The sequence below is a fragment of the Pirellulales bacterium genome, assembly GCA_036267355.1.
Taxonomy (GTDB): domain Bacteria; phylum Planctomycetota; class Planctomycetia; order Pirellulales; family DATAWG01; genus DATAWG01.
Genome location: DATAWG010000010.1, coordinates 1 through 25116 on the forward strand (window position 1 = coordinate 1; position 25116 = coordinate 25116).

At 61.0% G+C, this 25116-nt stretch carries 16 protein-coding genes and 1 riboswitch; of the genes, 9 read left to right on the top strand and 7 right to left on the bottom strand.

Features of this window, described 5'->3' with window-relative positions:
* The 3 genes from VHX65_02325 to VHX65_02335 all read left to right on the top strand — a co-directional run.
* Nucleotides 1–670 (top strand): PEP-CTERM sorting domain-containing protein (locus VHX65_02325; protein HEX3997364.1); only part of this gene is annotated, 670 nt, incomplete at its 5' end.
* A gap of 190 nt (nucleotides 671–860) precedes the next feature.
* The gene (locus VHX65_02330; GenBank protein HEX3997365.1) at nucleotides 861–1565 is read left to right on the top strand and encodes a PTS sugar transporter subunit IIA; all 705 of its coding nucleotides are present in this window, start codon (nucleotides 861–863) and stop codon (nucleotides 1563–1565) included.
* Complete coding sequence (locus VHX65_02335) at nucleotides 1562–2374, top strand: hypothetical protein (GenBank protein ID HEX3997366.1); 813 nt, start codon at nucleotides 1562–1564, stop codon at nucleotides 2372–2374. Before VHX65_02330 ends, VHX65_02335 begins: the two co-directional genes overlap by 4 nt.
* A gap of 133 nt (nucleotides 2375–2507) precedes the next feature.
* Here VHX65_02335 and VHX65_02340 read toward each other — a convergent pair whose 3' ends face one another.
* A complete protein-coding gene (locus tag VHX65_02340) occupies nucleotides 2508–3251 on the bottom strand; it encodes an ImmA/IrrE family metallo-endopeptidase (GenBank protein HEX3997367.1) in 744 nt (247 codons plus the stop codon).
* Nucleotides 3252–3468: 217 nt separating this feature from the next.
* Here VHX65_02340 and VHX65_02345 point away from each other — a divergent pair, with 217 nt between their 5' ends.
* A complete protein-coding gene (locus VHX65_02345) occupies nucleotides 3469–5001 on the top strand; it encodes a DUF1570 domain-containing protein (GenBank protein ID HEX3997368.1) in 1533 nt (510 codons plus the stop codon).
* 654 nt (nucleotides 5002–5655) lie between these two features.
* On the opposite strand, the gene VHX65_02350 is transcribed toward VHX65_02345, so the two are convergent.
* The 4 genes from VHX65_02350 to VHX65_02365 form a co-directional block, all read right to left on the bottom strand.
* Nucleotides 5656–6675 (bottom strand): HD domain-containing protein, encoded by a 1020-nt coding sequence (locus VHX65_02350; GenBank protein ID HEX3997369.1) that lies wholly within the window; start codon nucleotides 6673–6675, stop codon nucleotides 5656–5658.
* Between the two features lie 36 nt (nucleotides 6676–6711).
* Complete coding sequence (locus tag VHX65_02355) at nucleotides 6712–7383, bottom strand: DUF4337 family protein (GenBank protein HEX3997370.1); 672 nt, start codon at nucleotides 7381–7383, stop codon at nucleotides 6712–6714.
* Between the two features lie 405 nt (nucleotides 7384–7788).
* Entirely contained in the window at nucleotides 7789–8580 is a 792-nt protein-coding gene (locus VHX65_02360; protein HEX3997371.1) for a DUF4328 domain-containing protein, read from the bottom strand.
* Nucleotides 8581–9023: 443 nt separating this feature from the next.
* Complete coding sequence (locus VHX65_02365; protein HEX3997372.1) at nucleotides 9024–9236, bottom strand: cold shock domain-containing protein; 213 nt, start codon at nucleotides 9234–9236, stop codon at nucleotides 9024–9026.
* 664 nt (nucleotides 9237–9900) lie between these two features.
* On the opposite strand from VHX65_02365, the gene VHX65_02370 reads away from it, so the two are divergent.
* On the top strand, nucleotides 9901–11232 hold the full coding sequence (locus VHX65_02370) for a sulfatase-like hydrolase/transferase (protein HEX3997373.1): 1332 nt from the start codon (nucleotides 9901–9903) through the stop codon (nucleotides 11230–11232).
* A gap of 144 nt (nucleotides 11233–11376) precedes the next feature.
* Entirely contained in the window at nucleotides 11377–15219 is a 3843-nt protein-coding gene (locus tag VHX65_02375) for a family 10 glycosylhydrolase (GenBank protein HEX3997374.1), read from the top strand.
* Between the two features lie 276 nt (nucleotides 15220–15495).
* Here the strand turns inward: VHX65_02375 and VHX65_02380 are convergent, their stop codons facing one another.
* Together VHX65_02380 and VHX65_02385 are read right to left on the bottom strand one after the other, a co-directional pair.
* Nucleotides 15496–17814: a serine/threonine-protein kinase gene (locus VHX65_02380; protein HEX3997375.1), complete on the bottom strand. Its 2319-nt coding sequence runs from the start codon at nucleotides 17812–17814 to the stop codon at nucleotides 15496–15498.
* Between the two features lie 198 nt (nucleotides 17815–18012).
* On the bottom strand, nucleotides 18013–19470 hold the full coding sequence (locus VHX65_02385; protein HEX3997376.1) for a C39 family peptidase: 1458 nt from the start codon (nucleotides 19468–19470) through the stop codon (nucleotides 18013–18015).
* Nucleotides 19471–19855: 385 nt separating this feature from the next.
* A riboswitch (cobalamin riboswitch) is annotated at nucleotides 19856–20095 on the top strand.
* A gap of 159 nt (nucleotides 20096–20254) precedes the next feature.
* Here VHX65_02385 and VHX65_02390 point away from each other — a divergent pair.
* Genes VHX65_02390 through VHX65_02400 form a run of 3 tightly spaced genes read left to right on the top strand, consistent with a single transcriptional unit; the run spans nucleotide 20255 to nucleotide 25027 of the window.
* A complete protein-coding gene (locus VHX65_02390) occupies nucleotides 20255–21253 on the top strand; it encodes a DUF1559 domain-containing protein (protein ID HEX3997377.1) in 999 nt (332 codons plus the stop codon).
* A 53-nt stretch (nucleotides 21254–21306) separates the two neighbouring features.
* On the top strand, nucleotides 21307–22269 hold the full coding sequence (locus VHX65_02395; GenBank protein ID HEX3997378.1) for a PEP-CTERM sorting domain-containing protein: 963 nt from the start codon (nucleotides 21307–21309) through the stop codon (nucleotides 22267–22269).
* A gap of 52 nt (nucleotides 22270–22321) precedes the next feature.
* Nucleotides 22322–25027, top strand: coding sequence for a PEP-CTERM sorting domain-containing protein (locus VHX65_02400; protein ID HEX3997379.1), 2706 nt, complete (start codon nucleotides 22322–22324; stop codon nucleotides 25025–25027).
* The last annotated feature ends 89 nt before the right edge of the window (nucleotides 25028–25116 follow it).

The window sequence follows — 25116 nt, forward strand, 5'->3', positions numbered from 1 at the left end:
CGTGGGCGTCATTACAGGCACCGCTAGCGCGAGTGGCCCAACCACCTACGACGGCGACACGGTCGTCAGCGGCGGCGCAAACCTCTCGGCCTCGCAGATCCTGCAAAACTCGCTGGCGATCAACGCCGGCTCGACCGTGACAATCCTTCCTTACGCCGGCGGGCAAGGCAACGCTCAGCCGGCCGCGACCGCCTCGAGCGCAACTTCCGCCGTTGCCACCTCCAGCGCATCGCCTGCCGAGACGAGCGATCCCTTCACGGCAATTCAAGCCGCGATCTCGTCCGGCGCGATCACAAGCGCCGCGGGCCAATCGCTGGAGAACCGCATCACGGCGATCGAGAACCTGGCGGCGGCCGACCCCGCCCTGAATGCGAGCCTGCTGGAAAGCCGCGTCCTTGCAGTGATCCCGTCGAGTTCGGCACTATTCGCGGCCGAAGCATCGCCGGCCGAAATCGGTTCGAGCCTGCTCGCATCCGACACGACGGCGCTTAGCTCGCCGTCGGCTTCCGTATTGGGCGGCAGCGCGATCGCATCCGCCGCGTTTGCTCCGAGTGCGACCTTCGCCGCCAGCCCGGCGGCCGTGCCCGAGCCCTCGACAATCGTGTTGGCCGCGTTGGCGATCGGCGGGCTGCTGGTCGTCGTCCGTCGGCGAAACGTTTGTCGTGTATAATAGCGCGTCTTGGTTCACGGGGTTTGTTTGCCGGCGTTCGTTATCCGGAAGCGTCTTGCGGCCGACGGCTCTCCGACACATTCCTACGTGAACACGTGGCCGCAGGGCTTCCTCGAGCCGTTCGCTCGGGGCTGCGGTGGACAGTTCCGGCCAGACGGCTGCCGAGCCCTCAACCCGCAACCGGTTCGCTATGGCCGACGACGATTTTGATATCGAACGCCTGGCCGCCTACTTGCACCTCGACCGTGCGCAGGTCGCGCGGCTTGCCGACCGTGGCAAGCTGCCGGGACGGAAAGTGCAGGGAGTGTGGCGGTTTGCTCCGGCGGAGATCCATCAATGGCTCGAAAGCCGGATCGGACTTTCCGGCGACGAGGAACTGGTGCAAATGGAATCGATCTTGCGTCCGCCGGCCGATACGGCGAACGATGGCGTCCCTTCGATCGCCGCAATGATGCCGCTCGAGGCGATGGCCGTGCCGCTCGACGCCCGCACACGCGGCTCGGTTATCCAATCGCTTGTGGACATTGCCGCACAAACCGGGCTGCTGTGGGATCCGGAGCGGATGACTGACGCGGTGCGCGCTCGCGAGGAAATGCATCCGACGGCCCTGGAAAACGGCGTGGCGCTGTTGCACCCGCGCCGGCCGATGCCGAGTATCCTGGGCGAGGCGTTCGTGGCATTCGGCCGGACGGCGCGTGGCATTCCCTTCGGCGGCAAAGTGCTGACCGATTTATTCTTCTTGATCGCGTCGCTCGACGATCGCGGACATTTGCGCACGCTGGCCCGATTGAGCCGATTGATCGGCGACTCGGACCTGCTCGCGGAATTGCGCTCGGCGGCCGACGCACGTAGCGCACACGAACTGATCGAAAGCACGGAAGCGAGGCTCACATGACCCACAAGGCGCTTTCGGTCTTGTTGGTCGGCGATGCGATGCGGAGCGAATTCGCGCACGTTTTCGAATGGCTCCGCGAGCACTCTGAATTAGCGGTCGTATCCGACATGGCCGCGGCGGCCGAGCGATTGGCGGCCGCCGATTGGGATCCGGAATTGATCGTGGTGGCGCAGTCGTGGCCGGGGGAATTTTCTCCGAAGCAGATCGACCGATTGCGGCGGATGAGGCCGCTGGCCCGGCTCAGCGAGTTGCTCGGCAGTTGGTGCGAAGGCGAAACGCGAACTGGCCGGCCTGCCGGGGGCACGCTGCGAAATTATTGGCATCAATGGCTGCCGCGTATGGGACCGCAATTCGAACGCGCGGCGCGCGGCCAGCGGCCCGTCTGGAGTTTACCGACCACCGCGACCGACGACGAACGGCTGCTGGCGACGGTCGAAAGGGGCGAACTCCCGCAACGCACGCCGGCGAGCCGGGGATTGATCGCGGTGCTGCTATCGAGCGGTGTTATGGCGAGAGCCGTCTGCGATGCGTGCCCAACGCGAGGTTATGCGTGTATCTGGCTGCCGCACGGCCGCGAGAAGTATTTGGCCGGCGTCCGAGCAGTCATTTGGGACGCTCCGCCGGTGGTGGAAAGTTGGGCAGGCTCGATGGCCCAATTGCGCCAAGCGTGGAAAGACACGCCGATTGTCGCGTTGGCCGGCTTTCCGCGAATCGAAGATGTCGAACGGCTGCGGGCCGCGGGAGCCGCGGCAGTCGTCTCCAAGCCATTCCTGCTGGACGATCTCTTCTGGCAAATCGAGCAGTTGTGAAAAAGATAGAACCACGGATCACACGAAATACACGTGTGAAAAACGACTCGCCGCACGAATCATCCGCTCGACGGCCTTGGCCGCCTGTCGCAAAACTCCTTTATCCGTCTGCATCGGTCTGATCCGTGGTTGCTTACTCGAGACCCGATTCATCGCTCAACTCGAGGCGGAGGATTTCGCGGCGCCAATCGGGTTCGTGGATTGGCCAGCCGCGCACGCTTGTCGCGCCGGAATCGAGCGGCCCGATTGGAATTTTTTGGGTGTGGACGCACTGCCAACAATTGCGTTCCAGTGGACAAAGCGGCGGCACTCGGCCGGGCACATTGCTGCGGCGAAATTCAAGCCGCCCTTGATCGATGATCGAAATCACGACCGGCGCGGAAAAATCGAGCATTCGCCTGGCAATCAGTTCGTGGCTGGCCGTGTGATAACGCTGTTTCAATTCGAGCAAGTCCCAGCCGTCCGCGGCAGCGTCCGCGGCGAACCAATCGGTCGGCAGCAGCAGCCGGCTGGCAAGCAGATTGGCGATTTTTTCCCGGGCGACGAGCGGCGCGGCGCCGGGATCGACGGCCAACGCGTCGAACACTTGCGGAGAAAGATATTCGCCGATCTCATGAGCCACGGCCCATTGCCGCCGCTCCGGCCGGGGGTCGGGCTTCAACAAGATCGACAGTCCGCCGCAATCGGGCTGTCCCGCGAGCCGCACCAACCGTGCCCGATTCGACTGCCGATCGTCCCAGGCGAGCATGAATCCAAGCCGCTTGGCCAATGCCACGGCATCGACCGGAGGCTGTTCGACGCCGGCACGTTTGAACAGGTCGGCCACGGCCGCATCGAGAGCCGCGGCCAGTTCTTCAGCGGCGAATTGCGGGAGCATTTTCGGATCCGCCCGAGTCAGGCAGCCATGCATGGAAATAGTGTACATCTGAATAGTACATGCTTGCTAGGGAAATGCAAGCGTCCAGCCACGGAATACTGCGCAAGCATCGGCACCCAACGACGCGCAGCGCAACAACGTTGACTTTGGCGGCATCCGTCGCGATGCTGATGGTTATGGGGCGGTTTCTTTTCTACCGGCATTCAGGCGACGACGAATGGATTCCTCATGGCCATCGATCGAGCGGTGGTATGCATGGCGCCTCGCGCCGGCCGTCTGCGCGCTGTTGGCCCTTGCGGCGTTGAATGTGCGAGCGTTTGCCTATCCGCCTGCCGATGCCCCTGCGGCCAATTCGCGGCCGGCGGCATCGGAGCCCGCCATCGCGGCGCTCGATTTGGCGAATATGGCCCATTGGAAGCTCGAAGAGTTGCATCTGAAGAATGGCCGGGCGTTGCCGGGGCTGATCAAGGGAGAAGATTCCGGGGGGGTCGATTTTCTGGAAATCCGTCGGCCGGCCGACCGGCCGATGTTTTTCGTGATGTTCTGGCATTTTCCGATCGACAAGATCGACCATCTCTCGCGGCTTCCGGAAGCCGATCGAAAGCTGCTGATGGCTCGGGTCGAGGCCGTGAAAAATCGCTCCCGCCAGGAGGATGAAGGGCAAGCCAAGATCCGCTTGGAACATTCCGGCAGCGATGATGATGGCGTATGGCACTATGGCAGCGAAACGTGGCAGACAATCGATCATCGGCCCTGGCTCATGTTGGACAGCACAGCCGATGAAGAAACCACGCGGCGATCGATCGTGCGGATCGAGCAGATGTTCGCGGCCTACCGCGAAATCCTGCCTCCGCGCACGCGCCCGATTCGGCCGCTGTCGATCAAGCTGTTCGGAACGATGCGCGAGTACAAAGATTTTTTGAAATCGCTCGATTTAAAGGTCGAGAACCCGGCCGTGTTCATCGCCGATGAGAATCAATTGGCCGTCGGAAGCGAACTGTCGGCCTATGCCCAGCAGTTGCGCGAGGTGCGCCGCCGGCACGCGGAATTGCGCCGCGACAACGATCGCCGTGCCGCTGCGATGCCCGCCGCATTGGCGGTGCTGCGGCAGCAATTGTCTGTCGGCGGCGAATCGGCGAGCGAGCAAAAAAACATCATCCAGTCGTACCAAGCACGGTGGAAAAACGAAGTCGAGCAGATCAACCATCACATCAACTCGGCCGAGCGGCGGAATCTCGATCAATTCGACCTATTGACGGCGGGCATTTTCGCGCGCTTGTTTCACGAAGCGTTTCACGCGTATCTGGAAAACTACGTCTATCCGCAGCGCGACCACGATGTGCCGCGCTGGCTGAATGAAGGTCTGGCTCAGATTTTTGAAACCGGACAACTTGAGGCGGGAACATTGCGGCTCGATGCTCCCCACGCCGAGAGGCTGGCCATGTTGCAGGCCGATCTACGCAGCGCGCAACCGCTGTCGCTGGCCGACATTTTGAATGCCGACGGTCGCGAGTTCCTTGTCTACCATCCGGGCGGCGCCTCCGCCTCGAAGACGTATTACTTGTATTCCTGGGGGCTGGCCTGGTATTTGACGTTCCGCCAACCCGTCTTGGAAACGGTCGCCCTCGACCGCTACGTCGATCGCTCGGCGGCGAAGCTGCCGCCGGTCGCCCGGTTCGAAAAACTCGTCGGAATGCCGCTCGACCAGTTCGAGTCTCGCTGGCGTGCGGAGATGCTGCGGCTCAAGTGAGCGGTCCTTATAGCGTAAACAGGAAATCAACGTCTGTCAGCATCCTTCCTCGCTCACGCTTCGGGCTTGTGTCGGGCAATACTAGCCCGACGCGTCAGCGAGGACGAACCGCCGCAAGACCCTGCATTGGTTTATTTGCAAAAAGTCTCGCATCAACGCCCTCTCCACCGCACGTAGAGCAGCGCAAAGGGGGGGAAATCGACGTCTGTCAGCGTCCTTCCTCGCTCACGCTTCGGGCTTGTGTCGGGCAATACTGGCCCGAAGCGTTAGCGAGGACGAACCGCCGCAAGACCCCGCATTGGTTTATTTGCAAAAGTCTCGCATCAACGCCCTCTCCACCGCACGTAGAGCAGCGCAAAGGGGGGAAATCAACGTCTGTCAGCGTCCTTCCTCGCTCACGCTTCGGGCTTGTGTGGGGCAATACTAGCCCGACGCGTCAGCGAGGACGAACCGCCGCAAGACCCTGCATTGGTCTATTTGCAAAAGTACCACACCAACGCCCTCTCCACCGCACGTGGAGCAGCGCAAAGGGGGGAAATCGACGTCTGTCAGCGTCCTTCCTCGCTCACGCTTCGGGCTTGTGTGAGGGAATACTGGCCCGAAGCGTTAGCGCTTCGGGCTTGTGGTATTGATCGGCGAGTGTTGAGACAACGTCTACGAGCCGCGATAGACTTGCTGAAAAAGCTGGTTCTTCTTCGATGTTAGCGGCCCCGGCGTCGCGTCGTCGTGCAGCGCTTGAAACATCATCTGATATTTCGCATCCAAATCGTCGGCATAGTGAACCAGGAGCGCCTCGGGCGTCATCGGCGGTTTGGGCGACCCCCATTCCGGCAGTCGCTGGTGCGCGACGATGATGTGTTCGAGCCGCAACAGTATTTCGGCGGGCAAATCGCGGCCGACCGCCGCTTCGCGAACGATATCGCGGCCTTGCAGAATGTGGCCGATCAGGGCCCCTTCGGCCGAATAGACGGCCCCTTGCGGCTCTTGCCGATATTCGCGCAGCTTGCCGATGTCGTGCAGCGCGGCCCCCGCGACGACCAGCCCCTTGTCCAGCCGCGGTTGCATCTCCGGATATAGTTCGTCGTACTTATCCGCAAGGAAGGCGGCCGAGCGCGTGACGCTGAGCACATGCTCGATCCAACCGCCGACATAGGCATGATGGTTCCGCGTGGCGGCCGGCAGCCGCGTGAGTTGCTCGCGATTGCCGGCCAGGATATCGATCACGAGGCTGCGGAGCGCGGCGTCGGAAATTCGATCCCAGACCAAAGCCGTCAAATCGTCGAACATCGCCCCAGGATCGAATCGCGATCGCTTTTGGCACGCGAGCGGATCGAAACCGTCGGCCGCGTCGGCTTCGACCGTTTCGCGGATTTTCTTGATATCGAGTTGCGGGCCGAAATTCGTGTCGCGATAGACGGCCCGGAGCTTGTAGAAAATTCCGGCGCGCCAGCGCTCGCGGCATTCGACGGACCACGTCGAATCATTCCAGATCGGAAAGCTGAGTTCGCGGGCATGGTCGCGAAACGTGATTTTGAAATACGGCTTTCCGTCGCGCGTCGTCAGTTCTTCCTTGCTTGAGAGAAGCGCGAATAGATCGGCTTCCTGTCCGTGCGTGAGGTCGGAAAGCGGCACGATCGAAAGCGCCTTGCCAGACGCGATGGTTTTCGTAGACACGGCAGTTAGCCCCAGGAAATGAAGTTCAAATGAAATTCAGGATCGTAAGCAATCGAACCGGCAACCTTCGACGGCCAATTTGATGCTGGCTGCATTCGCCGAATTTCCCCCGGGGAATAACTGGGCGGATGCTTTCGCCTTCGGCTTGGCTTCTTCCTTCCCTCCCTCGACTTCCCGGTAGACGAACGTTTCGCCCCAAATCAAATAGCCCAAGGCGATGGCGCCGAACACGAGACTTAGATACCAGAACCACCGCCGCTTGGTCAGCACGGCGATGGCGGACACGGCTACGGCGACCTGAAACCAAGTCACGCTGGGGGCCAGTGTTTCGTGCCGCTCGAACCGTTCGTCGGCCGAGCGCCCCAGTTCGTTGGCATCGTCTTGAATCTTCGCCATCTTCTTTTTTTCTTTGTCGACTTCGGCTTGATCTCCCTTCGGAACGGGTCGGTCGAGCGATGTCAGCATGTCGATCTTCATTTGAAGAATAGTGGCTTTGACATTTTTGGCTTGGTAATACGACCATTGATCGCTGGCCTTCACGGTTTCGCGAATCGACGTGTTCGCATTCAGTCCGCTAAGAAGCGAGGCGATTGCGGCGAGTCCGGCCAAGATTGCCGTGCTCAATGCGACCATGCCCACCCATTGCTCTTCCGAGTGGTGAGCGGCGTGGTGGATGTGTTCGTGCACTTGCTCGATTGGGATTTCCATTTCTTCTGGCATAGCGTCGGCGGCCTCCATCGAGGTGGAATCGGCAATAAATTGGATGCCGATATTCTAGCCGCCCGACCGACGATCTCAATCGCCCGGCTCCGCGAAAATGCCCGGAAAGCTGAGAAAAGATCGTTCGCAAGAATACAACGGACCGCAGCCCCACGCCGCGCAAGCGACGATTGCCGGATAGCGAAAGGGCTTTGGACCGGCTTAAAATTCTGGTCGCTGCCCACGGATCGGTCCGATTACGAAGAGCAGGCTGATTGCCGGATTTCGCGCCGAATCTTGGCTAATCAGCCGAACGGGCGTCGCTGGAGTTGCATTCCGCCCGTCGTTCGGCGCGCTCTTGGCAGAGCTCTTCTCCGCGCGAATCCTCCCGCTTTCAACACCGAAGCTTTCCGCTCAGAAGGGCGAATATGCATCCGGTTCCGCCGACGGCGATTGTTGGGCTTGTTCGACGATGAGATGGTGCGTCGCTTCCTGGTTCCTGCTGATCCAAAAGACGAGCGCAATCGCCAGAGCGGCGGCGGCAAGATCGATGGCGTAAGTAATCATGGCGGCCAGCGTGATGGCCTTCAATTCATCGAACGTCGGGTGTGAGGCGCGCTCGGCGACCGACATTCGCACATAGATGATCGCTGCAAATCGCAACAGGAATGCGGCCCACCAAATTCCGACCAGCGGCGAAGTCGATTTGCGGATCGCGCCGAGCTGCGCCGGATAGCTGTAGCGCCAAACCTCGGCCATCATCGTGTACGGAATGACAAACTGCACAAACGGCACGAAATACGACCCGACCGCCCAGGCCGGCGAACCCGATAGAACGGGTGCCCCGAGCGCGGAAAGATTGCGATACGCACGGTGCAGCCACATCAGAAACGCGACGACGGCCATGTAAAAGAATACGACCTTAACGTATTCGCATGTGGCCACGCGATGGTCATCGGCGATAAGTGCGGCGAAAACGAACTTTACGCCATGCTGCCGCTGGTCCAACACGTCGTATTGCCGGGCGTAAAGCAGGATGCAGACGACGTCGGCAAGCACATTCGTTCCGAGGCCGAGCATCGCGAAGACCGCCCGCGCATGCGCCGAGGCAAAGCGCGGTCCACGCCGGCGGAAGAGGGCTTGTGGCACGAGGTACGGCGGCGGCGGCGATTCCGGGCTTTGAAACGGATTGTAGTCCTCGTCCACGGGTAGTGCCCCTTTCACTTTTGGTGCGCAAGGAAAGTGTGCCTGCCGCGCCGCCATCGCCGCTAGCCCGAACTGGTGGCGGCGCGTTTGCGATTGTAGTCCGCTAGCAGGCCAAAAGACACTCGTGCGGTCCCGCGGCACAAAAAGAAAGGGCGGAGACGAATCTCCGCCCTTTTCTAGACACAGTGCTTACGATCGCCGTATTCCAGATCGCGGGCTGCGAAAATCTTGATCTTCAAAACCCGGTTACTCTAGTTCACGACTCTCGTCGAATCACAGAGTCAATTGAAATCGCAGCGTGTTTGATTAGGCGTGTCGCCGGACAAAAAGGCTTCACGGACAAACCGCATCGCCGATCGAGCGATGCCGCTGCAGTTCCACGACAATCGCGGTTCCACCGCACGCAGCGCCCGCCGAGGAACCCTTCGGTTCTCCGCGCAGGATTACTGCGGGGTTACAGACGCGGCCCGCGGACCCTTGCCCTTCGGCCCGCCGCCTTGTTCGACGGTGTATTCGACCGATTGCCCTTCTTCGAGGTTGTCGAACTGGCGATCAGCGACGGCCGAGTGATGAAAGAACACGTCGGTTCCATCACTCGTGGCAATGAAGCCAAAACCTTTGTCGTGGACCAACTTCTTAATCGTACCTGCCGGCATACTATTCACGCTCCTCACACACGCACATACCAAGAAACTTCGGGATCGACGTGCGCTCGACCGATTCCGACTACCGCTGACGTGCCCGGGAGAGGGAATCAATCCCCACACCACACTTCACACGCACCACGGAGCTGCCGAAGACACTCGCTTCAGGCTACATCGGCCGACCTATGCGCCCCAACTGCGTTGCTCGAAAGCACCCCTCCCTGCGCGGACGAGACCGTCAGACCGCCGACGTTACTGCCCCCTAGAGTACGGAACTCGCAAGACCGAATCAAGCGGTGTTGCGGGCAAACTTTTATTTTTTTCCTTTGTTAAGCGTTCGCTGCCATCTTACGATCCGCGAATTCCGAATTTGCCGGCAAGGCATGGCATGGATGGCGCCGCCGGCTCCCTCAAACGGCTCGCGGTTGCGGTAAACCGCAAGCCGAGGGGAGGCGAGAAATCGCTCGAATTCCACGGCGTTTCGACCTCGCCAAATTTCCCCTTTAGCGCTGCACGAAAAAAATTTCTCGTTGCGGATCCTCCCTCGCTAACGCTTCGGGCTACGATGTACGATTCGCAGATGAACACGAGCCCGCAACGTGAGCGAGGGACGCGAGGGCAGGGTCCTGAAACCCAAGCTGCTTTACATTTGGCATAACGCGATCCTGTTGCAATTATGAACTTCTCTCCGCCACACAACATTGTCGTCCTCGTTTTGGATCGGCTGAGCTGCGGATTTCTCGGGGCGTACGGCAATAGCTGGATCCAGACTCCCAATTTCGATCGGCTCGCGGCGGAAGGATTTTTGTTCGATCGCGCCGTGATCGATTCGCCCCAGACCGACCGATTGTATCGTTCTTATTGGCAGGGCTGGCACGCGCTGGCGCAGCACACCCATGCCGCCCGCTCGCAGCCGGCGCTGCCTCGGCAATTGGCCGATGCCGGTTACCACACGGCTCTGCTGGCGGATGAGGCTTGGATCATCGATCATCCGGCAGCCGGCGCCTTTGCGCGCCGCGAACTCATCCTTCCGCCACTCGACCCCGACGCAAACCGTCTGGCTGCGTCGGTCGAGGAAACGCATCTGGCGAGTTTCTTTTCGGCGGCGATCAACGAATTGGCCGCGGCCACGGCGCCGTTTTGCCTGTGGCTACACACGGCTTCGCTCGGCCAACTTTGGGATGCGCCGCCAGAACTTCGCGATCAATATCGCGACGAAGACGATCCGCCGCCGAGCGACGTGTCGGATGTTCCCGATCGCTGGTTGCCGACGGGCTTCGATCCCGACGAGCTGTTGGCGACCGTCCATGCTTACGCCGGGCAAATTTCGTTGTTGGATCTCGTTGTCGGCGAATTGCTCGACGCGATTGACCGGCACCCTTCCGCTCCCGACACATTGCTGGCCGTGGTTTCCGCTCGCGGATTTTCCTTGGGCGAGCACGATCGCGTCGGACCATGCGACGAGCCGCTCTACGCCGAGCTGACACACGTTCCACTGATTATCCGTCTTCCCGCTGGCCACGGCGCCAGCGATCGCACCCAAGCCTTGGTGCAACCAGCCGACTTGCACCCGACGTTCCTCGATTGGTGCGGGCAGGCCGTCGGCGATTCTGATTCGCCGGTCCGCGGTAAGAGTTTATTGCCGATCATCGATCGGCGCGCGGAAAGCGTCCGCGATCGTGCTTGCACGAGCGGCTTACGCGAGGAGCGAGCGATTGTCACCCCGGCCTGGTCGATGCGATTAATTTCCCATGCAAGCGAGGAAACCGGCAACACGCGAGCTACCAGACGCATGGATCAGATGGCTGCTAGCGTCGACGTTGCTGCAAGCTTGGAATTGTTCGCCAAGCCCGACGATTGGTTCGAGGTGAACGAAGTCGGCGACCGCTGCGGCGAGGTCGCAAGCGACATGGAGCAAGCATTGCACCAATTCGAGCAGGCAGCGCAAGCGGAAGCCTCTGCCGAATTGCCCCCTTTACCGCCAGCCTTGCTCTCCGGCATCGAATAATCGCCGCCTGCGGCTCGGCCGTTGTCCCCCCACCTCGCCCGCGCTCTCGCTTCCATCTGCCCTATCTCCACTTGCGGTCGCTCATTATAATCCCGCACCCATTTCGGGGCGGTTTCTTCCGTTTTTTCGAACGCTAGGCCAACGATGGTCGGACAGGGAAGTCCGAACACGCGGCGCAGATCTATTGCGCTGGGGATCGTCAGGCTGATGGCGTGGCTCGTGGCATTGTTGGCCTCCGCCGACCTGCACGCGCTTCTCGCCGCCGAGCCGACGCTCGCGCTGCGCATCGCCTGGGGCGGCGGCGCCGAACGGCAATGGCATGGCAACATCTCGATCGATCAGGGCACGGTGTCGCTCGTCCGCCCGCTGGGCATCTTGGCCGACGTTCCCGGCTCGATCTGGAACGACGGCGACCGCCGGATCGAATTCCGCGAGCGCAGCAGCCGGGCCTACGACGGGGCCGATGTTGAAATCATCGCGCCGCTCGATGCCCATATCAAAGTGACCTTGGCGGCCGATGCAAACGCGCAGGGCGTGGCTGTCGAACTGCCCCTGTCGGACTTGGTCGAAAAGACGCATCGTGAAACGCTCGACAAGCAGGGAAACCAACTACTGATCCGCCGCAGTCCCGGCGACCTGCTACGCATCGCCACCAGTCGCGATCCGCTCATTTTCACGCCCGGCGAAACGTGGATCGTTGACATCAAGCCGCGGTTGCTGCCGACCGCCGCGGGAACGAGCGTGCATTTCAAAGCCCGCCTGATTCCGGCTCGCGGAGGGAGCGAAGTTTGGTCGCAAGAGCAAACGGCGAAATGGCCGGCCGGAGGCGACGAACCGCCGCCGATCACGTTGCAAATTCCGCTGCCGCAGCGCGAGGGAACTTACGATCTGTTGATCGAAGCAAGTGAACGCGGACCGCTGCCGTTGCGCTGGCAGAAGATTTTGGGCGAGCGGAGAGTGCAAGTGCTGGTGTTGGATCCGCAGCCGCCGCCGCAACCGAGTGCCGCTAGTTGGACACAGGTCTTCGAGATCGATCCGACGAGTTCGCATTGGTACGACCTTCGGCGGGCGATCCCCAAGCTTCCTTCGTTCATTCCCTATGCCAACAGCATCTGGCAGGGGCCGCTCGTGAATGGGGCCACGGCGACGATCCAAACCGCAGGCGGCCGCGCGCTGCAATTGAGCGCTGCCACCAACGGCGCCGATCCGTCATGGATTGCCTACCCGCTGTCTGGCGCGAAGCCCGGCGTTCCTCATCAGTTGGAAGTCGAATATCCGAGCGACGTAGCGCAATCGCTTGGCATCAGCATCGTCGAGCCGAATGCCGCCGGCGCGATCGAACCCTACGGACTCGACTCCGGCGTATACGCCGCCGATGAACCGCCGAACGGCGCTTCGGGCTGGGCGAAGCATCGCTTGCTGTTCTGGCCGCGCACCAGTTCGCCGCTGCTATTGCTGACAAATCGGCGCGAGGGGAGCGTGGCCCAGTTTGGCAAGATCCGCTTGCTGGCCGGCCCGACCCGGTTGCCGCGGGCATTCTCGGATCGCGAGCCGCCGCCGGAACGGTTGCTGGCGGGCTATCTCGCTCGGCCGCTTTTCACAGCCAATTTTTCGGCGAGCGAATCGCTTGATCCGCCCACGGGGCGCAGCCTGACCGATTGGCAAACGTTTTACGAAGGGGGCACGCGGCTGGTGGATTATCTCAATTCGGTCGGCTACAACGCTCTGATGCTCGACGTGTTTTCTGAGGGGAGCACGATTTATCCGAGCAAGACCTTGGAGCCGACGCCGCGGTTCGACACCGGTGCTTTCTTCGATCAAGGACAAGATCCCGCGCGAAAAGACGTGCTCGAACTCATGTTGCGCCTGTTCGACCGCGAGCATCTCAAACTCATCCCGATGCTCGAATTCTCGACGCCGCTTCCGCAGCTCGAAGCGATCGAGCGCGCGGGGGGCCCCGCCGCCGCCGGCATTCAACTGATCGGCCCCGACGGGCTCGCTTGGACCGACGTTCGCCCCCCGCATCGCGGCCTCGAGCCCTACTACAATCCGCTCGATGAGCGCGTTCAAGCGGCGGTGCTGGCCGTCGTGCGCGAACTGGTTGAGCGCTACGCCAGGCATCCATCGCTGGCCGGACTGGGCCTCACACTATCGGCGCACGGTTACATGCAATTTCCGGGCGACGAATGGGGGCTGGACGATCAAACCATCGGCCGTTTCGAAGCTGCGATGCAAATCAACATCGGCGGCGGCAATGGGCCTGGCCGATTCGCGGCGCGAGCGCAATTCGTGTCTGGCCCGGGACGCCCGCAATGGCACGCCTGGCGGTCGGCGATGCTCGCCGATTTTCATCGCCGGATTCTTCGGGAATTGGCGGCGCTGCGATCCGATGCCCGGCTCTATCTGGCCCCCACCGATATGCTCGATTCGCCGGAATTGAATCGCGACCTGCGGCCGGGCCTTCCGGCTCGCGGACAGATCGAAGATGCAATGGAATGCGCCGGCATTCGACCGAACTTGTATTACAACGATCCGCAGATCGTGTTGCTCCGCCCGCAACAGATTCAGCCATCGCGGGCACTCACGGCCGAGGCCCTCGACATCGAGATGAATCGCTCGACGGAATGGGACCGTCTGATCGCGGCAGGCCCCGCGCCAGGCAGCTTGCAATATCACGAACCGCAACGATTGCGGCTGGCGTCGTTCGATGCTAAGAGCCCGCTCGGCAGAGACAAGACCTACACCGTGCTTGCCTCGCAATCGTCGCCATCGCAAGCGCTGAATCGGCGCCGGTTCGCTCATAGCCTGGCGACGCTCGATAGCCAATCGCTGTTCGACGGCGGATGGATGTTGCCGCTCGGTCAGGAGGAGGCAATCAGCGATTGGGTGGCGGCATACCGAAAGCTGCCTGCGGGAAAATTTACCACCGTGCCGAATTGTCCGCAGCCACTGACCGTGCGCACGGGGCAGACCACCGCGGGAACGATCGTATATTTCGTAAACGATTCGCGCTGGGATATCACCGTGCAAACGCAGACGAATGCCCCAGCGGGCGCGGTCCCGCTCGAATTGGCCGGCAAACATGCCAGCAATCAGGCTGGAGCGAACTGGACGGTCGAGCTTGGTCCTTACGACCTGGCGGTGTTTCAGATCGAAGCCACGAATGTACAATTGTTTTCGCCGCAGGTCGACATGGGGCAGGCCCGGCCCGCATTGGTCGCCGCCGTCGAGGATCTGAAGCGGCGTCGGATGGTGCTCCAATCGCCGCCGCTCTTGCCGGCTTTGCCCAATGCCGGCTTCGAGATGCCTGCGGTGGGCAACCAGATTCCTGGCTGGACTGTAACCGCCGGCGGGGAGATCAAGATCGACACGAACAATCCGCATGCAGGAAATCAATCTCTGCGCTTTTCGAGCGGCGCCGGCTGGACAACGCTGCACAGCGAGCCGTTTGCCGTGCCGAAGACGGGCCGCATCGCGGTCTCCGTTTGGCTGCGGGTCGATAACGCAGCCAATCAGCCTGAAATGCGACTGGCCGTGGAAGGCCTTCCGCCAGGCCGGCAATTCTATCGTGGCGGATCCGCCGGGGCGGGCACCGGAACCTTGATTCCTGCGCAATGGAAGCAGATTGTGTTTCCCGTCGACGATTTACCACCCGAGGGGCTTCAGCAATTGCGATTCCGCGTCGATCTGGCGGGGGGTTCTAGCGTGTATTTGGACGACGTGGAATTATCCGATTTGATGTTTACGAACTCGGAGTTGATTCAGTTAAGCAAGATCATCGCGCTTGAGGATTTTCAACTGAACGGGAATCAACTGGGCGACTGCCAATATGAGCTCGACGGTTATTGGCCGCGATTCTTGAAAGCCAATGTGCCGCTCCCGGCTCCGATCGCCGCGGCGCCCCGGCCGGCTGACTCACCGCCGCCGGACAAATCGGCTTCGAAGCCCGGGGTCGTCGATCGCGTGAAAGATCTCTTCAAGCTATGACGCCGGATTTCTCCCGGGAGCCCGCCGCGCTAGCAAGGGAGTGGCTATGCCCATGCCTCCCGAATGGTGTGCCACTGGCAAGCGCAGTCTGCCAGTGCGGATCGGCGAGTTGACGTTGAATCCTCGTATACGAGATTGAAGCTCATGCTGGGTCTGGACGGCATCGAAATTGGAAAGTTCGGCGCCGCGCGGCGCTCGCACTGGCCGACTGCGCTGGCCAGTGGCACACGGTCGGGTGGCACACGGTCGGGTGGCAGCCGTCCGTCGCGATTAGATTCAGCGCGATTCGCTCCAGAATGAATCGAGCGTTTCCGACGCCGCTTGGTCGGCGGCCCGCTGCGGATCGAGCGTTGCCACGAGCGTGGCAATGTCGGTCTGTATTGCGCTATTGAGCCGATACGCCAACAACGAACCGCCGATGCCGATGATCGGCATTACGGTCATGGCCAGCCGGACCGCCAAGTCCATTTGGAGGGTCGCGATTGTCAGCCCGAGCGTTGTCACCGCCAAAAACGGCGCCGCCACCGCGAGGCCCAAATAGATGTTCGCGCGGCGCTTGAGCCACAGAAGCTGGTTCGCCGCATCGCCGTCGGCTCGGCCGGTTTCGATCAGCAGCGGATAGAAACCTTGCACCTCGACAACCGTCAGCATGAAAAAACCTTGCGATGCCGCGATCAGCCCACAGATAACCTGGGAGACAAAGAAGAAGATGTAGTATTTTTGATCTTCCGGTCGCGATCCTCCGACGGCGATCAACCATAGTGGAAACACCAATCCCGAGATGATCCACAGCGCAAATCCCATCCAGGAAATGAAGTCGCCGAGCCACAAACTGCGCCTGCGGATCGCTGGAAGTTTCGCGGGGTCCGGCGGTTGGTGCGCGTTCATATTCCGCACGGCTTTCAACACCGGCCACGCCAGCCAACAACCCCATAGGATTCCTACCGTGTAGGCCACGATATTGATAATGGCGACCTGCTTGCTCCAAAACACCTGCCACTGTGGCCTGGGAAGCTGATTGACGATCGTCCCGGAATTGAACGGTAAATTAAATCCGGTGACAAGCAAATGCGGCATCGCACCCGCCAGAATGAACATTCGAATGGGCCACTTACGAAACGCCTGCCGCAACGATCCCGGCCGAGGGCGAAACAGCCGCACCGCACGCGGCTGCAAGCAAATCTCCAACTGCCGAGCCATCAACGCAGCCGTCGCAGGCCGGTCGGCCGGGTCCGGCGACAGGCAGGCCAGCAACACTTCTTTCATCCCGCCGGGCAGATCGCGCGGCAAGGCGGCGATCGCTTCCGCCGGAACGCCGGCTCGGCGGCGAGCCGTTAGTTGCGTTAGCGTGTCGACCATGTTGGCCGCCACGCGCTCGTCGCCGAATGGCCGCGTGCCGGAGAGCAGTTCCCAGAGCATCACGGCGAGCGAATAAACGTCGCTACGGCCGTCGAGTTCGTCGGGCTTGCGGTCCTGGTCGGGATTGCTGGCTTCGAGTTGCTCCGGCGACATGTAGGCAAGGCTGCCGCCGAAATAAGCGGCGGGCGTGGCCCCATCGAGCTTCGAACTGAAACTGACATTGAAATCGGCGAGCTTCGGCCAACCGTCGGCATCCAAAAGCACATTGGCGGGCTTCACATCGCGGTGCAACACGCCATGCCGATGGGCGTGATCCAGCGCCGCGGCCAGCCGGGTGCCGAGCCAGCAGACCGTGGTCGGCCAGTCGAACTGCGCCAGCCGCCGCCGAGTCGAAGAATCTTGCGGAATCGACTGACCATGCTTCACGAGCGATTCGTCGATCGCGGCGAGCATGGTTTTGCCGCTGCGCAACCCGGCCGGCACGGCAAGCGACTCGCGGAGCACGTTTTGCAAAGTGCCCCCCAACACATGCTGCATATACATGAGCCGCAGCCGCTGCGCGGGCAGAATGCGTTGATCGTAAACGCGCACGATGCCCGGGTGGTCTAACTGGGCGAGCGTTTGTGTTTCGCTGCCATGATCGCGCGACACTTTCAGCGCCACAAGCCGCTGCATGGATCGTTGGCGTGCCAAATACACGGCCGCAAACGCTCCTTCGCCCAACCGCACCAAAATGTCGAAATCGTCGATCTGCTGGCCCACGTCCAGCGGCGGCCGTCGGTTGCCGATGGCCAGCGTCGTCGTCGCCGATGCGGATTGCTTCAATGCGAACATCCGCTTGAGCCGCTTTTCTTCCTGCGGAAAACGGCGGAGATATTCGTCCGGCTCCGGTGCGCCGGGCAGCGAACGTCGGACCAGATATTCTTCGTAGATCAAATCGCACGGCAGAGTGCCGTCGGCCGCAAGCTCGGGAAACTCGGCCAGATATTGCTCGATCGTTTTCGGAAAGGAATGCTGCTGCCAGCGATATTCCAAATCGACTTTGATCAGCTCGGCCAAGAGGAGCCGCCGCACTCCTGCCGGCTTTTCGGGCAGAAGGTTTTCCAGCCGCGGCGGCCGCGGACCGGCTTGCCACGCAGCGGTCAACAGGTCCACCTGCAGAGCCAACTGCTCCCAAGCCTGGGTGCTTTCGTCGGCAAGCATCACATCGGTGGATGCAGGATCGGGAATAGACATTGGTCCGTCGAGCGATCACGTGTCGGTGTTAATCAGTTGCTGGAAATGCGTGCTGCCGTCCGTCGCTGACGCTGCGGGCTAGTAGGTGCGATTCACAAAGAAAAAGTAGCCCGAATCGTTAGCGAGGGAGCACTATAACGACGGGTGGCATGCCCACGGCTTTGCGTGGGCATGGCATCCGACAACTATCCTTCGTCCTCACTGCACATCGAGCTTCATCACATACGCTTCCCAGCGTTTTTGGAACGCGGGCATGTCGGTTTCTCCAAGCACCTTTTGCAGTGTCTTGTAGCCGGTCGGGTCGGCGGCGGCGTGAGCGTGGAACTCGCGGTAGTATTTCTCGAGCAGACCTTTCTCTTGCAGATAATAGCAGAGGTAGCGCGCCTGGCTGTAATTCGTGCCGCGATCTTCACCATAGAATTGCTCGGTCGTCGTGCCGCACAGCTTTTCGAACGACGGCACGGCCTTGGCGCGAATTGCTTGTTGCAATCCGGGCAGCCGCCAATTCGGGTAACCGTGAATCCGGCCATCTTCTTCGCCCGCATGTTCGTAGAGCGACGCCAGCCCTTCGTTGAACCACGTGGGGCACTTCGGGAAATTGGCGGCCATATAGGGATGCACGATCTCATGCACCAGCGTGCCACCGCCGGTGGCGATGTTCATGATGAGCGCGTTGTCGGCGGCCGAAAAATAGCCGTAGGGCGTCGTCGGCTCCTCGTCGAAAATCTCCTTCACGTTTTTCTTGTAGCTGGCTTTGTCTTTGAACAGCCAGATGTCGAGGATTCGCTGCGGGTCGCGCGAGAAATACGATTGTTTGATATGATCGACGGCCCATTTCACCGTGTGCTCGGAGCGGGATTTCACGGTTTCGGGTGATTCGTCGCCGATAACGACGAACGGCGATTGAATGACGACCGTGAACCGCCCGTCGGTGGGCAGCGATCTTTTGAGCCGCAAAATGTGTTGCGCGAAATCGGCCGGCGTTTTCGGCCGCTCGCCGCGAGCCGGCGGCGGGGCGTCGAGCAATTTGTCCCCTTCCAAGCGGATTCGCACCACAAACAGCGAATGATCCGCCGAGCCGAGCGGCCATAGCTTCAGAAACATCGTGCGCGGCATCCGGCGATATGCCCCATGCTCCTCGGCCGGCTCGTTGTAAATTACTTCGTCCGTAGCAGAATCGTAGCCGAGCACGAGGCGGAAATGCTCGGTGGTATTCGGCTGGTCGGCGTAGTGCATGCATACGATCGACGGCACGCCCGCCACGAGATCGGCATGCAAGGCGCGAAAGGCCGCATCGAGCTCGCGCTGCCGATCGGCGGCGCGAATGGTCTGCCACACCGGACCGGTTTGAAAACCGATCGCCGTGAGAGCGCGAACTAAATCGACCGTGTAGCAGCCGCGGCCCAAGGCCGGATCGAGGCCCGATTGATCGAACACGAAATTCTGATCCGCTCGCTCGCCGAGTTTGTTCAGCCACATCTGGGCGCAAGCTTCGCCGCAGAAATCTGGCTCTTGCCGTACATGCGGCACGTCGGCAATCTTGACCGACGCCAATTTCGTCAACGGTCGTTCCGCCGCCGATGCAGCGATTGCGAGAACGAGCCCGCTGCAAGTCGCCGCGAATGAAACGACACCGACGCGGACAACGCGTGCCATAAAAACCTCCACTACTCTGTTGCCTGTTGCCCTGTTCGGAGAAGAGCTGCGCAGCGGCGCCAAGGCCGGCCGCGAGTTGCGATTCATTTGCGGAACATGGAATTCACTGCCATGGACTTGGCGCGAGATTTCATCGCTCCGCAGGGTTCATTGTGCCGCAGCCACGCGGAAAGGTAAACCAATTTTGGGCGGCGCCGTGCCGATCCGGCTCGGGCTCGGCCGAAAAATAACCTTTCCACAGACCCCTTTCCCCTGGCGGGAGAGGGCAGGGCGAGGGGTTTGAAAAGCGGAAGTTATTTTTCGGCCGAGCCTAGTTCAATACGGCGCCAGCCTCTCGAGCGGGTGGCGCCAAGCCGTTTGACATCTGCCCACCGCGGTGTTAAAGTCTCACGAATCGTGCGTTGGTGGTCGGCCGCGCGCAGCTTTTGCGGCCGACAGACAAGGGAACTCCGGTGCAATTCCGGGACGGCCCCGCCGCTGTAACCGAACGATTCGTTTCGAGAACCGACCAATCTGAGATGCCATTGTCGCGTGGGCGATCGCAAAATCGCCCGATGACGACGAGAAGGCTTGGGTCGGTTTCAGTTCGGAAGTCAGAAGACCTACCAACGCGTGGCATGCAGTTCTCCGCGAGGGACGGAGGCTGTCGCAGAAACAGCGTTTGCTCGCAAGACACGATCCTTCGTTGCTCCCGACTGCGCCGAATCGCTTGACCGCATGCGCTCGATCGCGCGGCGGAAGCGCGGCGCTTTGGCGGCGGCTGTGGACCGCGCGCGGAGTCGCGATGTTGGCAGTCTGCCGCGAAATTTCGACACGATGCCGCCTCGTACCTTGCGGAGGGGCCGGGGACGAGGGGGCGCAGGTTGTAGCAGGCACACTCCGTGTGCCGTCTGCGCTCCGCGGCGCCCTCCATCCGGTTCGGTGCAGAAGAACCGAGGAGCGTTCCCTCAAATGTGCTTGCATAAGCCCGCGATCGGCGTTCACGCTCGTCGAATTGCTGGTGGTGATCGCGGTGATCGGCACCTTGTTGGCCCTATTGCTGCCGGCGGTGCAAGCCACACGCGAAGCGGCCCGGCGAACGGCGTGTAGCAACAATCTGCGGCAGATCGGCATCGGAATGCTCGCGCTTCACAACGCCCAGCAGCACTTTCCGCCGGGCATCACCGACCATGTCACCGCCACGAATCCTAACGGCCGGCAATTGGCATGGAGCATTTTTCTGCTGCCGTTCATCGAAGAGCCGAGCGCCTGGCAGTCGTTCAACCTGAACCTTTCGTTCGCGGCCTCGTCCAATCTCGCGTCGACCACACAGGTGCTGCCGATTTATTTGTGCCCGAGCACGTCGCGACTGGGATCGAACCGGATCGGCGCGATCACCGGAGCGCCGAGCGTGCCGCATTCGAATTGGATGGCCTGTATCGATTATGGCGGAATGTATGGCTGGAACTGTGTCGGTGTCGGAAACGGCGTCGAGATCTGGGACCAGCCGATCGCCATTTCGCAAATCCCCGGTGGCACATCGCATGTGATTCTCGTGGCCGAGGACTCTGGCCGCGACTACACGATGGACGGCCAATGGGCCAACGGCCTGAACATTTTCAATCAATCGGGCTCGATCAACGTCGTGCAGTGGAACGAGATGTGGAGCGACCATCCGGGCGGAGCGCAAGTGCTGATGTGCGACGGTTCGGTCCATTTCGCCGCCGACACGATTTCGACGACCGTTTTAGCCCCCTTATGCACCCGCGAAGGCGGCGATCCGACGGCCCTTGCGGGGCAATAAGTCCAATTCCGAAGAAGTCCAACATTCGGTTTTTTCTTTGAAAGGAGCGGCTAATGCGTTTTGTCTTCGCTTCGATTCTGATTCTTGTCACGAGCCCCCTTTTCGGGCAATCGGGGCCGTTTGCGGCCCAAGTCGAACCGTCCGGTTCATCGCCTGGATACACGATTCCCTCGGGTTCCGATGCCGCGGTGCCGTGGAACAGTCCAAATATTTTGGAGTGGGCGTCAGCAGTGGTCGGAACTCCGAGCTACGGGACAGGAAGCTACGCTTTGAAATCATCCCCCTCCGATAACAATCCGTCCGTGGCGTTAAGCTCGACCACGGCAGCGCCGATTGGAGCCATACCGTCGATGTCGGGCGGATCGCCAGCCTTGACGGTTGGCGGATTGAATGTCGTCAGCCTGGGCGAAGACGGTTCGATCACTGTGAGTTTCCCAAGCCCCATCGCGGACGGCCCCGGCAACGACTTCGCGGTCTTTTCGAACGGGTTCTTATCGCCATCTTGGCCCGACGCCTATTCTAAAGTCGCGACCGTTTCGGTGAGTAGCAACGGAGTGAACTTCTATTCATTTCCAACGACGTTTGGCCAAAGTCAGTTGGGAGGGGAAACGTTCGGAACAACGACTTACTACGAGTCTTTCGATGCGTCGAATCTTTATAATCTCGCGGGAAAATATGCGACCGGATTTGGGACGCCGTTTGATTTAGGCGAACTGATCGTTCTTTATCCGACGGCGATCGAGGACGGGCTTCTGGAACTGAACGACATTACGCAAGTCAAGATGGCCGACGCATGGGACACTTTGGATTCGAATGGGAATGAAATTCTTGATGCTCCGGGAGCAACCTCGACCCAAGGCACGTTTTCGGGATCGTCGGCCGGCTTCAATTTTGCCGGCATCGCGGTGTTGAACGACGTGCAGCCGGTTCCGGAACCGTCGACCCTGGTTTTGGCATTGGCGGCCATTGCAATCATAATATGGATTCGCCGCGGGAAAATCGCTGCTTGCTCGTAAGAGCAATCCGTGATCCCGCAATGACTTACGTCTAACCCTTATGCGATCCGCCATGTTTCCGCTCTGCAACAGACTGGCTCGACACGCTCCGGTGGTCGCAGTGCCGCTCTACTTGTTCGGCGCTGTGCTATTGCTTTCGAACGCCCGTTCGGCGATTGCGCAGCAACTGATGCCGCCGCCGAATTCATTGGCCGAATTCAATATTCCGCCCTCCGCCGCCAATTCCACCGGCTACTCGCCCTCGAGCATTCGGTTCGGCCCGAATGGGCAACTCTATATCTGGGACGGAACTTCTATCTATGAGCAAACCGCCGGGCTCAGTTCCAACGCTCCGGTCACGATCGGCGGCATCACGTCGGGCAGCGGGCCGAGCCCCTTCGGCTCCGATCCGGGCCCGATCAACTTCTCGCCTAATGGCCAGTACATTGTCGTGAGCGAAGGTGCCGGAGGATATGACCAATCCAGCAATGGCCTGTTGTTCGCCATACCGATCGCCGGCGGCACGACCGTCACGCCGATTGGCTCCGATTCCGAAACGTTCGACATGATTCCTCTACCGGCGTCGTGCAAATCGACCAGTTCGACGGGGAGTTTTCTCCTCGACGTGGGAACGAACTACGGCAGCGAGGTCGATCTGTTCAATGCGGCCACCGGCGCCGTCACCCCCATTGTCGCCGCCGTCCCCGGCGCTAGCACCTCCATCACCATTTCAGGCACCAACTGGAGCAACTACACGCTCGACGTGGGAGTCGGTTATGGGGGACAATCGGGCGATATCAATTCGTTCAGCATTAGCGGCTTGTTTCAATCGCTCAAGAGCGGCGCCGCGCAGCAGTGGAGCACCGGCACGGTCGTGGATGGCCAGTCGGACTCCAATAATAGCGGCGCCGGCATGTTCGTCGATCCACGCGGTTACCTCTTCACCGGTGGCCCGAGCGGCATCGAGGTGATCGGCCCGAGCGGCGGTCCAGTTGTTTACAGTATTCCCTACGACACGCAGGGAGATCTGATGGGGTCGCCATCGGTGACCTACAACTCAATCACCAACCAGTTTGCAGTGCAAGGCTACGACTACTCGGGAATCCCTCTCCAACAAACAGTCGTCTTCAGTGCATCGCAATTCGCCGTGACCGCGCTGCTCGCATGGACGGGAGGAACGAACAACACCTGGGACACCACCAACACCTACAACTGGTCCAGTAGCACGGCGTCGTCAAACTACTACGTCGATGGCAATACGGTCACGTTTGGCGACACCGACCCGAACTCGAGCACCGGCGCCCTGGTTCGCAATACCAAGGGCTTGGCATCGGTCGTGATCGGCTCGGACGGCGTTGCGCCGGCGGCGGTGATGTTCACCAACACCGGCGCTGCCAATGGCGGAGTCGACTATACGATCAGCGGCGGACCGATCGGCGGCAGCGCGACGATCGAACTCTACGGCAACGGAACCATCGGCGGCACCGTCACGCTCACCAACGCCAACACGTTCACCGGCGCCGTGGTCGTCGCGGCCGGCACGCTGAATCTGCAAAACCCGACGGCGCTCGGAAATTCTTCGGGCGCGTCGGTCATTGCCGGCGCGGCGCTCGAATTGCAACAATCCACAGGCAACCAACAAACCTTCGGCCTGACGGCAACCGGCGGCAGTTCGATTCCCTTGAATCTCTACGGCACCGGCATTTCGGGCGCCGCAGGGGAATTGAACAGCGCCCAGGGCAACAATATTTACGGCGGCGCGATCAACGTCGGCAGCGGCGGCGGGCAAATTGTTTCCTCGTCGACTACTGGCAGCGACCAGGTGACGCTCACCGGCGGCGTGTCCGTTTCCACCGGCTCGACGCTCACCGTTGCCGGTCCGGGGCTCACTACGCTTGGCGGCGCCGGGCTCACGCTCGGCAATTCGAGCACCCTGCAGGTTGCCTCCGGCACGTTGCAAATTACGCTTGCCGCCGGCAGCGGCACAGTAAGCCTTGGCAGCGGCGCGACGGTCGCCATCGCTCCGGCAGCCACGTTGCAACTGGCCGGCAGTGTATCGGCGCTCTCCGATCCGTCGAGCGGCAATCGCGCAGCCATCGTCAACAACGGATCTGCGGCTAGCGGCGGCGGACTGGTGATCGCCGCCGGCAATCAGACCGTCGGCACGATAACCGGCACAGCGTCCACTTCCGGGCCGACAACGTACACCGGCGACACGATCGTCGCCCCCGGCGCGACGCTCACCGCGGAGCAGATTCTGCAAAACACGCTCTCGATCGGCGCCGGCGGCACGGTGACAATCAGCCCCGCGAACACCGTCACCAGCACGAGTCAGTCGAGTTCAGCAGATTCCAGCGGTGAGATAAGCTTCTCGCTCGCAGGTGTGCTCGCAGCAACTAGCGAATCAAGCGCCGCCTTGAATAGCGATTTGCCTGCTGCCGACGAACCAACCTCGTCTGCTTCCGATCCGAGCGGCGCAATCGAACAACTGGAAGCCCGCGTCGCAATTCTCAGCCAACTGTCCGACAATGCCGCAACCGACTCGACTGGGCTCGAAGCAATGCTCTCGACGGCGGAAAGCTCGCTGCTGTCGCTGGAATCGCAATCGGGCACAAGCCCGACAGGCATTGCTGAATCGGCGGGACCGTATTTTTCTACCGATGCGGGCGGCGCGCCGATGGCCGTTCCCGAACCCGCGACACTGGTGTTGCTGGCAATAGCCGGTCTTTGCTTGCCGTTTGTATTTCAGCGCCGTCGCGTGCGCGGAAGCGTTCGATAATTTCGCGCCACGGCTAGCCGAACAAAGGAATCGCGAACGCCCAGCCGAGGCGATGCCATTGATTTATTCGCGGGCGGCAGCGCACAATT

Coding starts and splice junctions, on each gene's coding strand:
- VHX65_02330 (HEX3997365.1), top strand. CDS start 861: ATGGCCGACGACGATTTTGATATCGAACGCCTGGCCGCCTACTTGCAC.
- VHX65_02365 (HEX3997372.1), bottom strand. CDS start 9,236: ATGCCGGCAGGTACGATTAAGAAGTTGGTCCACGACAAAGGTTTTGGC.
- VHX65_02385 (HEX3997376.1), bottom strand. CDS start 19,470: ATGGCACGCGTTGTCCGCGTCGGTGTCGTTTCATTCGCGGCGACTTGC.
- VHX65_02370 (HEX3997373.1), top strand. CDS start 9,901: ATGAACTTCTCTCCGCCACACAACATTGTCGTCCTCGTTTTGGATCGG.
- VHX65_02380 (HEX3997375.1), bottom strand. CDS start 17,814: ATGTCTATTCCCGATCCTGCATCCACCGATGTGATGCTTGCCGACGAA.
- VHX65_02390 (HEX3997377.1), top strand. CDS start 20,255: ATGTTGGCAGTCTGCCGCGAAATTTCGACACGATGCCGCCTCGTACCT.
- VHX65_02395 (HEX3997378.1), top strand. CDS start 21,307: ATGCGTTTTGTCTTCGCTTCGATTCTGATTCTTGTCACGAGCCCCCTT.
- VHX65_02335 (HEX3997366.1), top strand. CDS start 1,562: ATGACCCACAAGGCGCTTTCGGTCTTGTTGGTCGGCGATGCGATGCGG.
- VHX65_02375 (HEX3997374.1), top strand. CDS start 11,377: ATGGTCGGACAGGGAAGTCCGAACACGCGGCGCAGATCTATTGCGCTG.
- VHX65_02355 (HEX3997370.1), bottom strand. CDS start 7,383: ATGGAAATCCCAATCGAGCAAGTGCACGAACACATCCACCACGCCGCT.
- VHX65_02340 (HEX3997367.1), bottom strand. CDS start 3,251: ATGCTCCCGCAATTCGCCGCTGAAGAACTGGCCGCGGCTCTCGATGCG.
- VHX65_02400 (HEX3997379.1), top strand. CDS start 22,322: ATGTTTCCGCTCTGCAACAGACTGGCTCGACACGCTCCGGTGGTCGCA.
- VHX65_02345 (HEX3997368.1), top strand. CDS start 3,469: ATGGATTCCTCATGGCCATCGATCGAGCGGTGGTATGCATGGCGCCTC.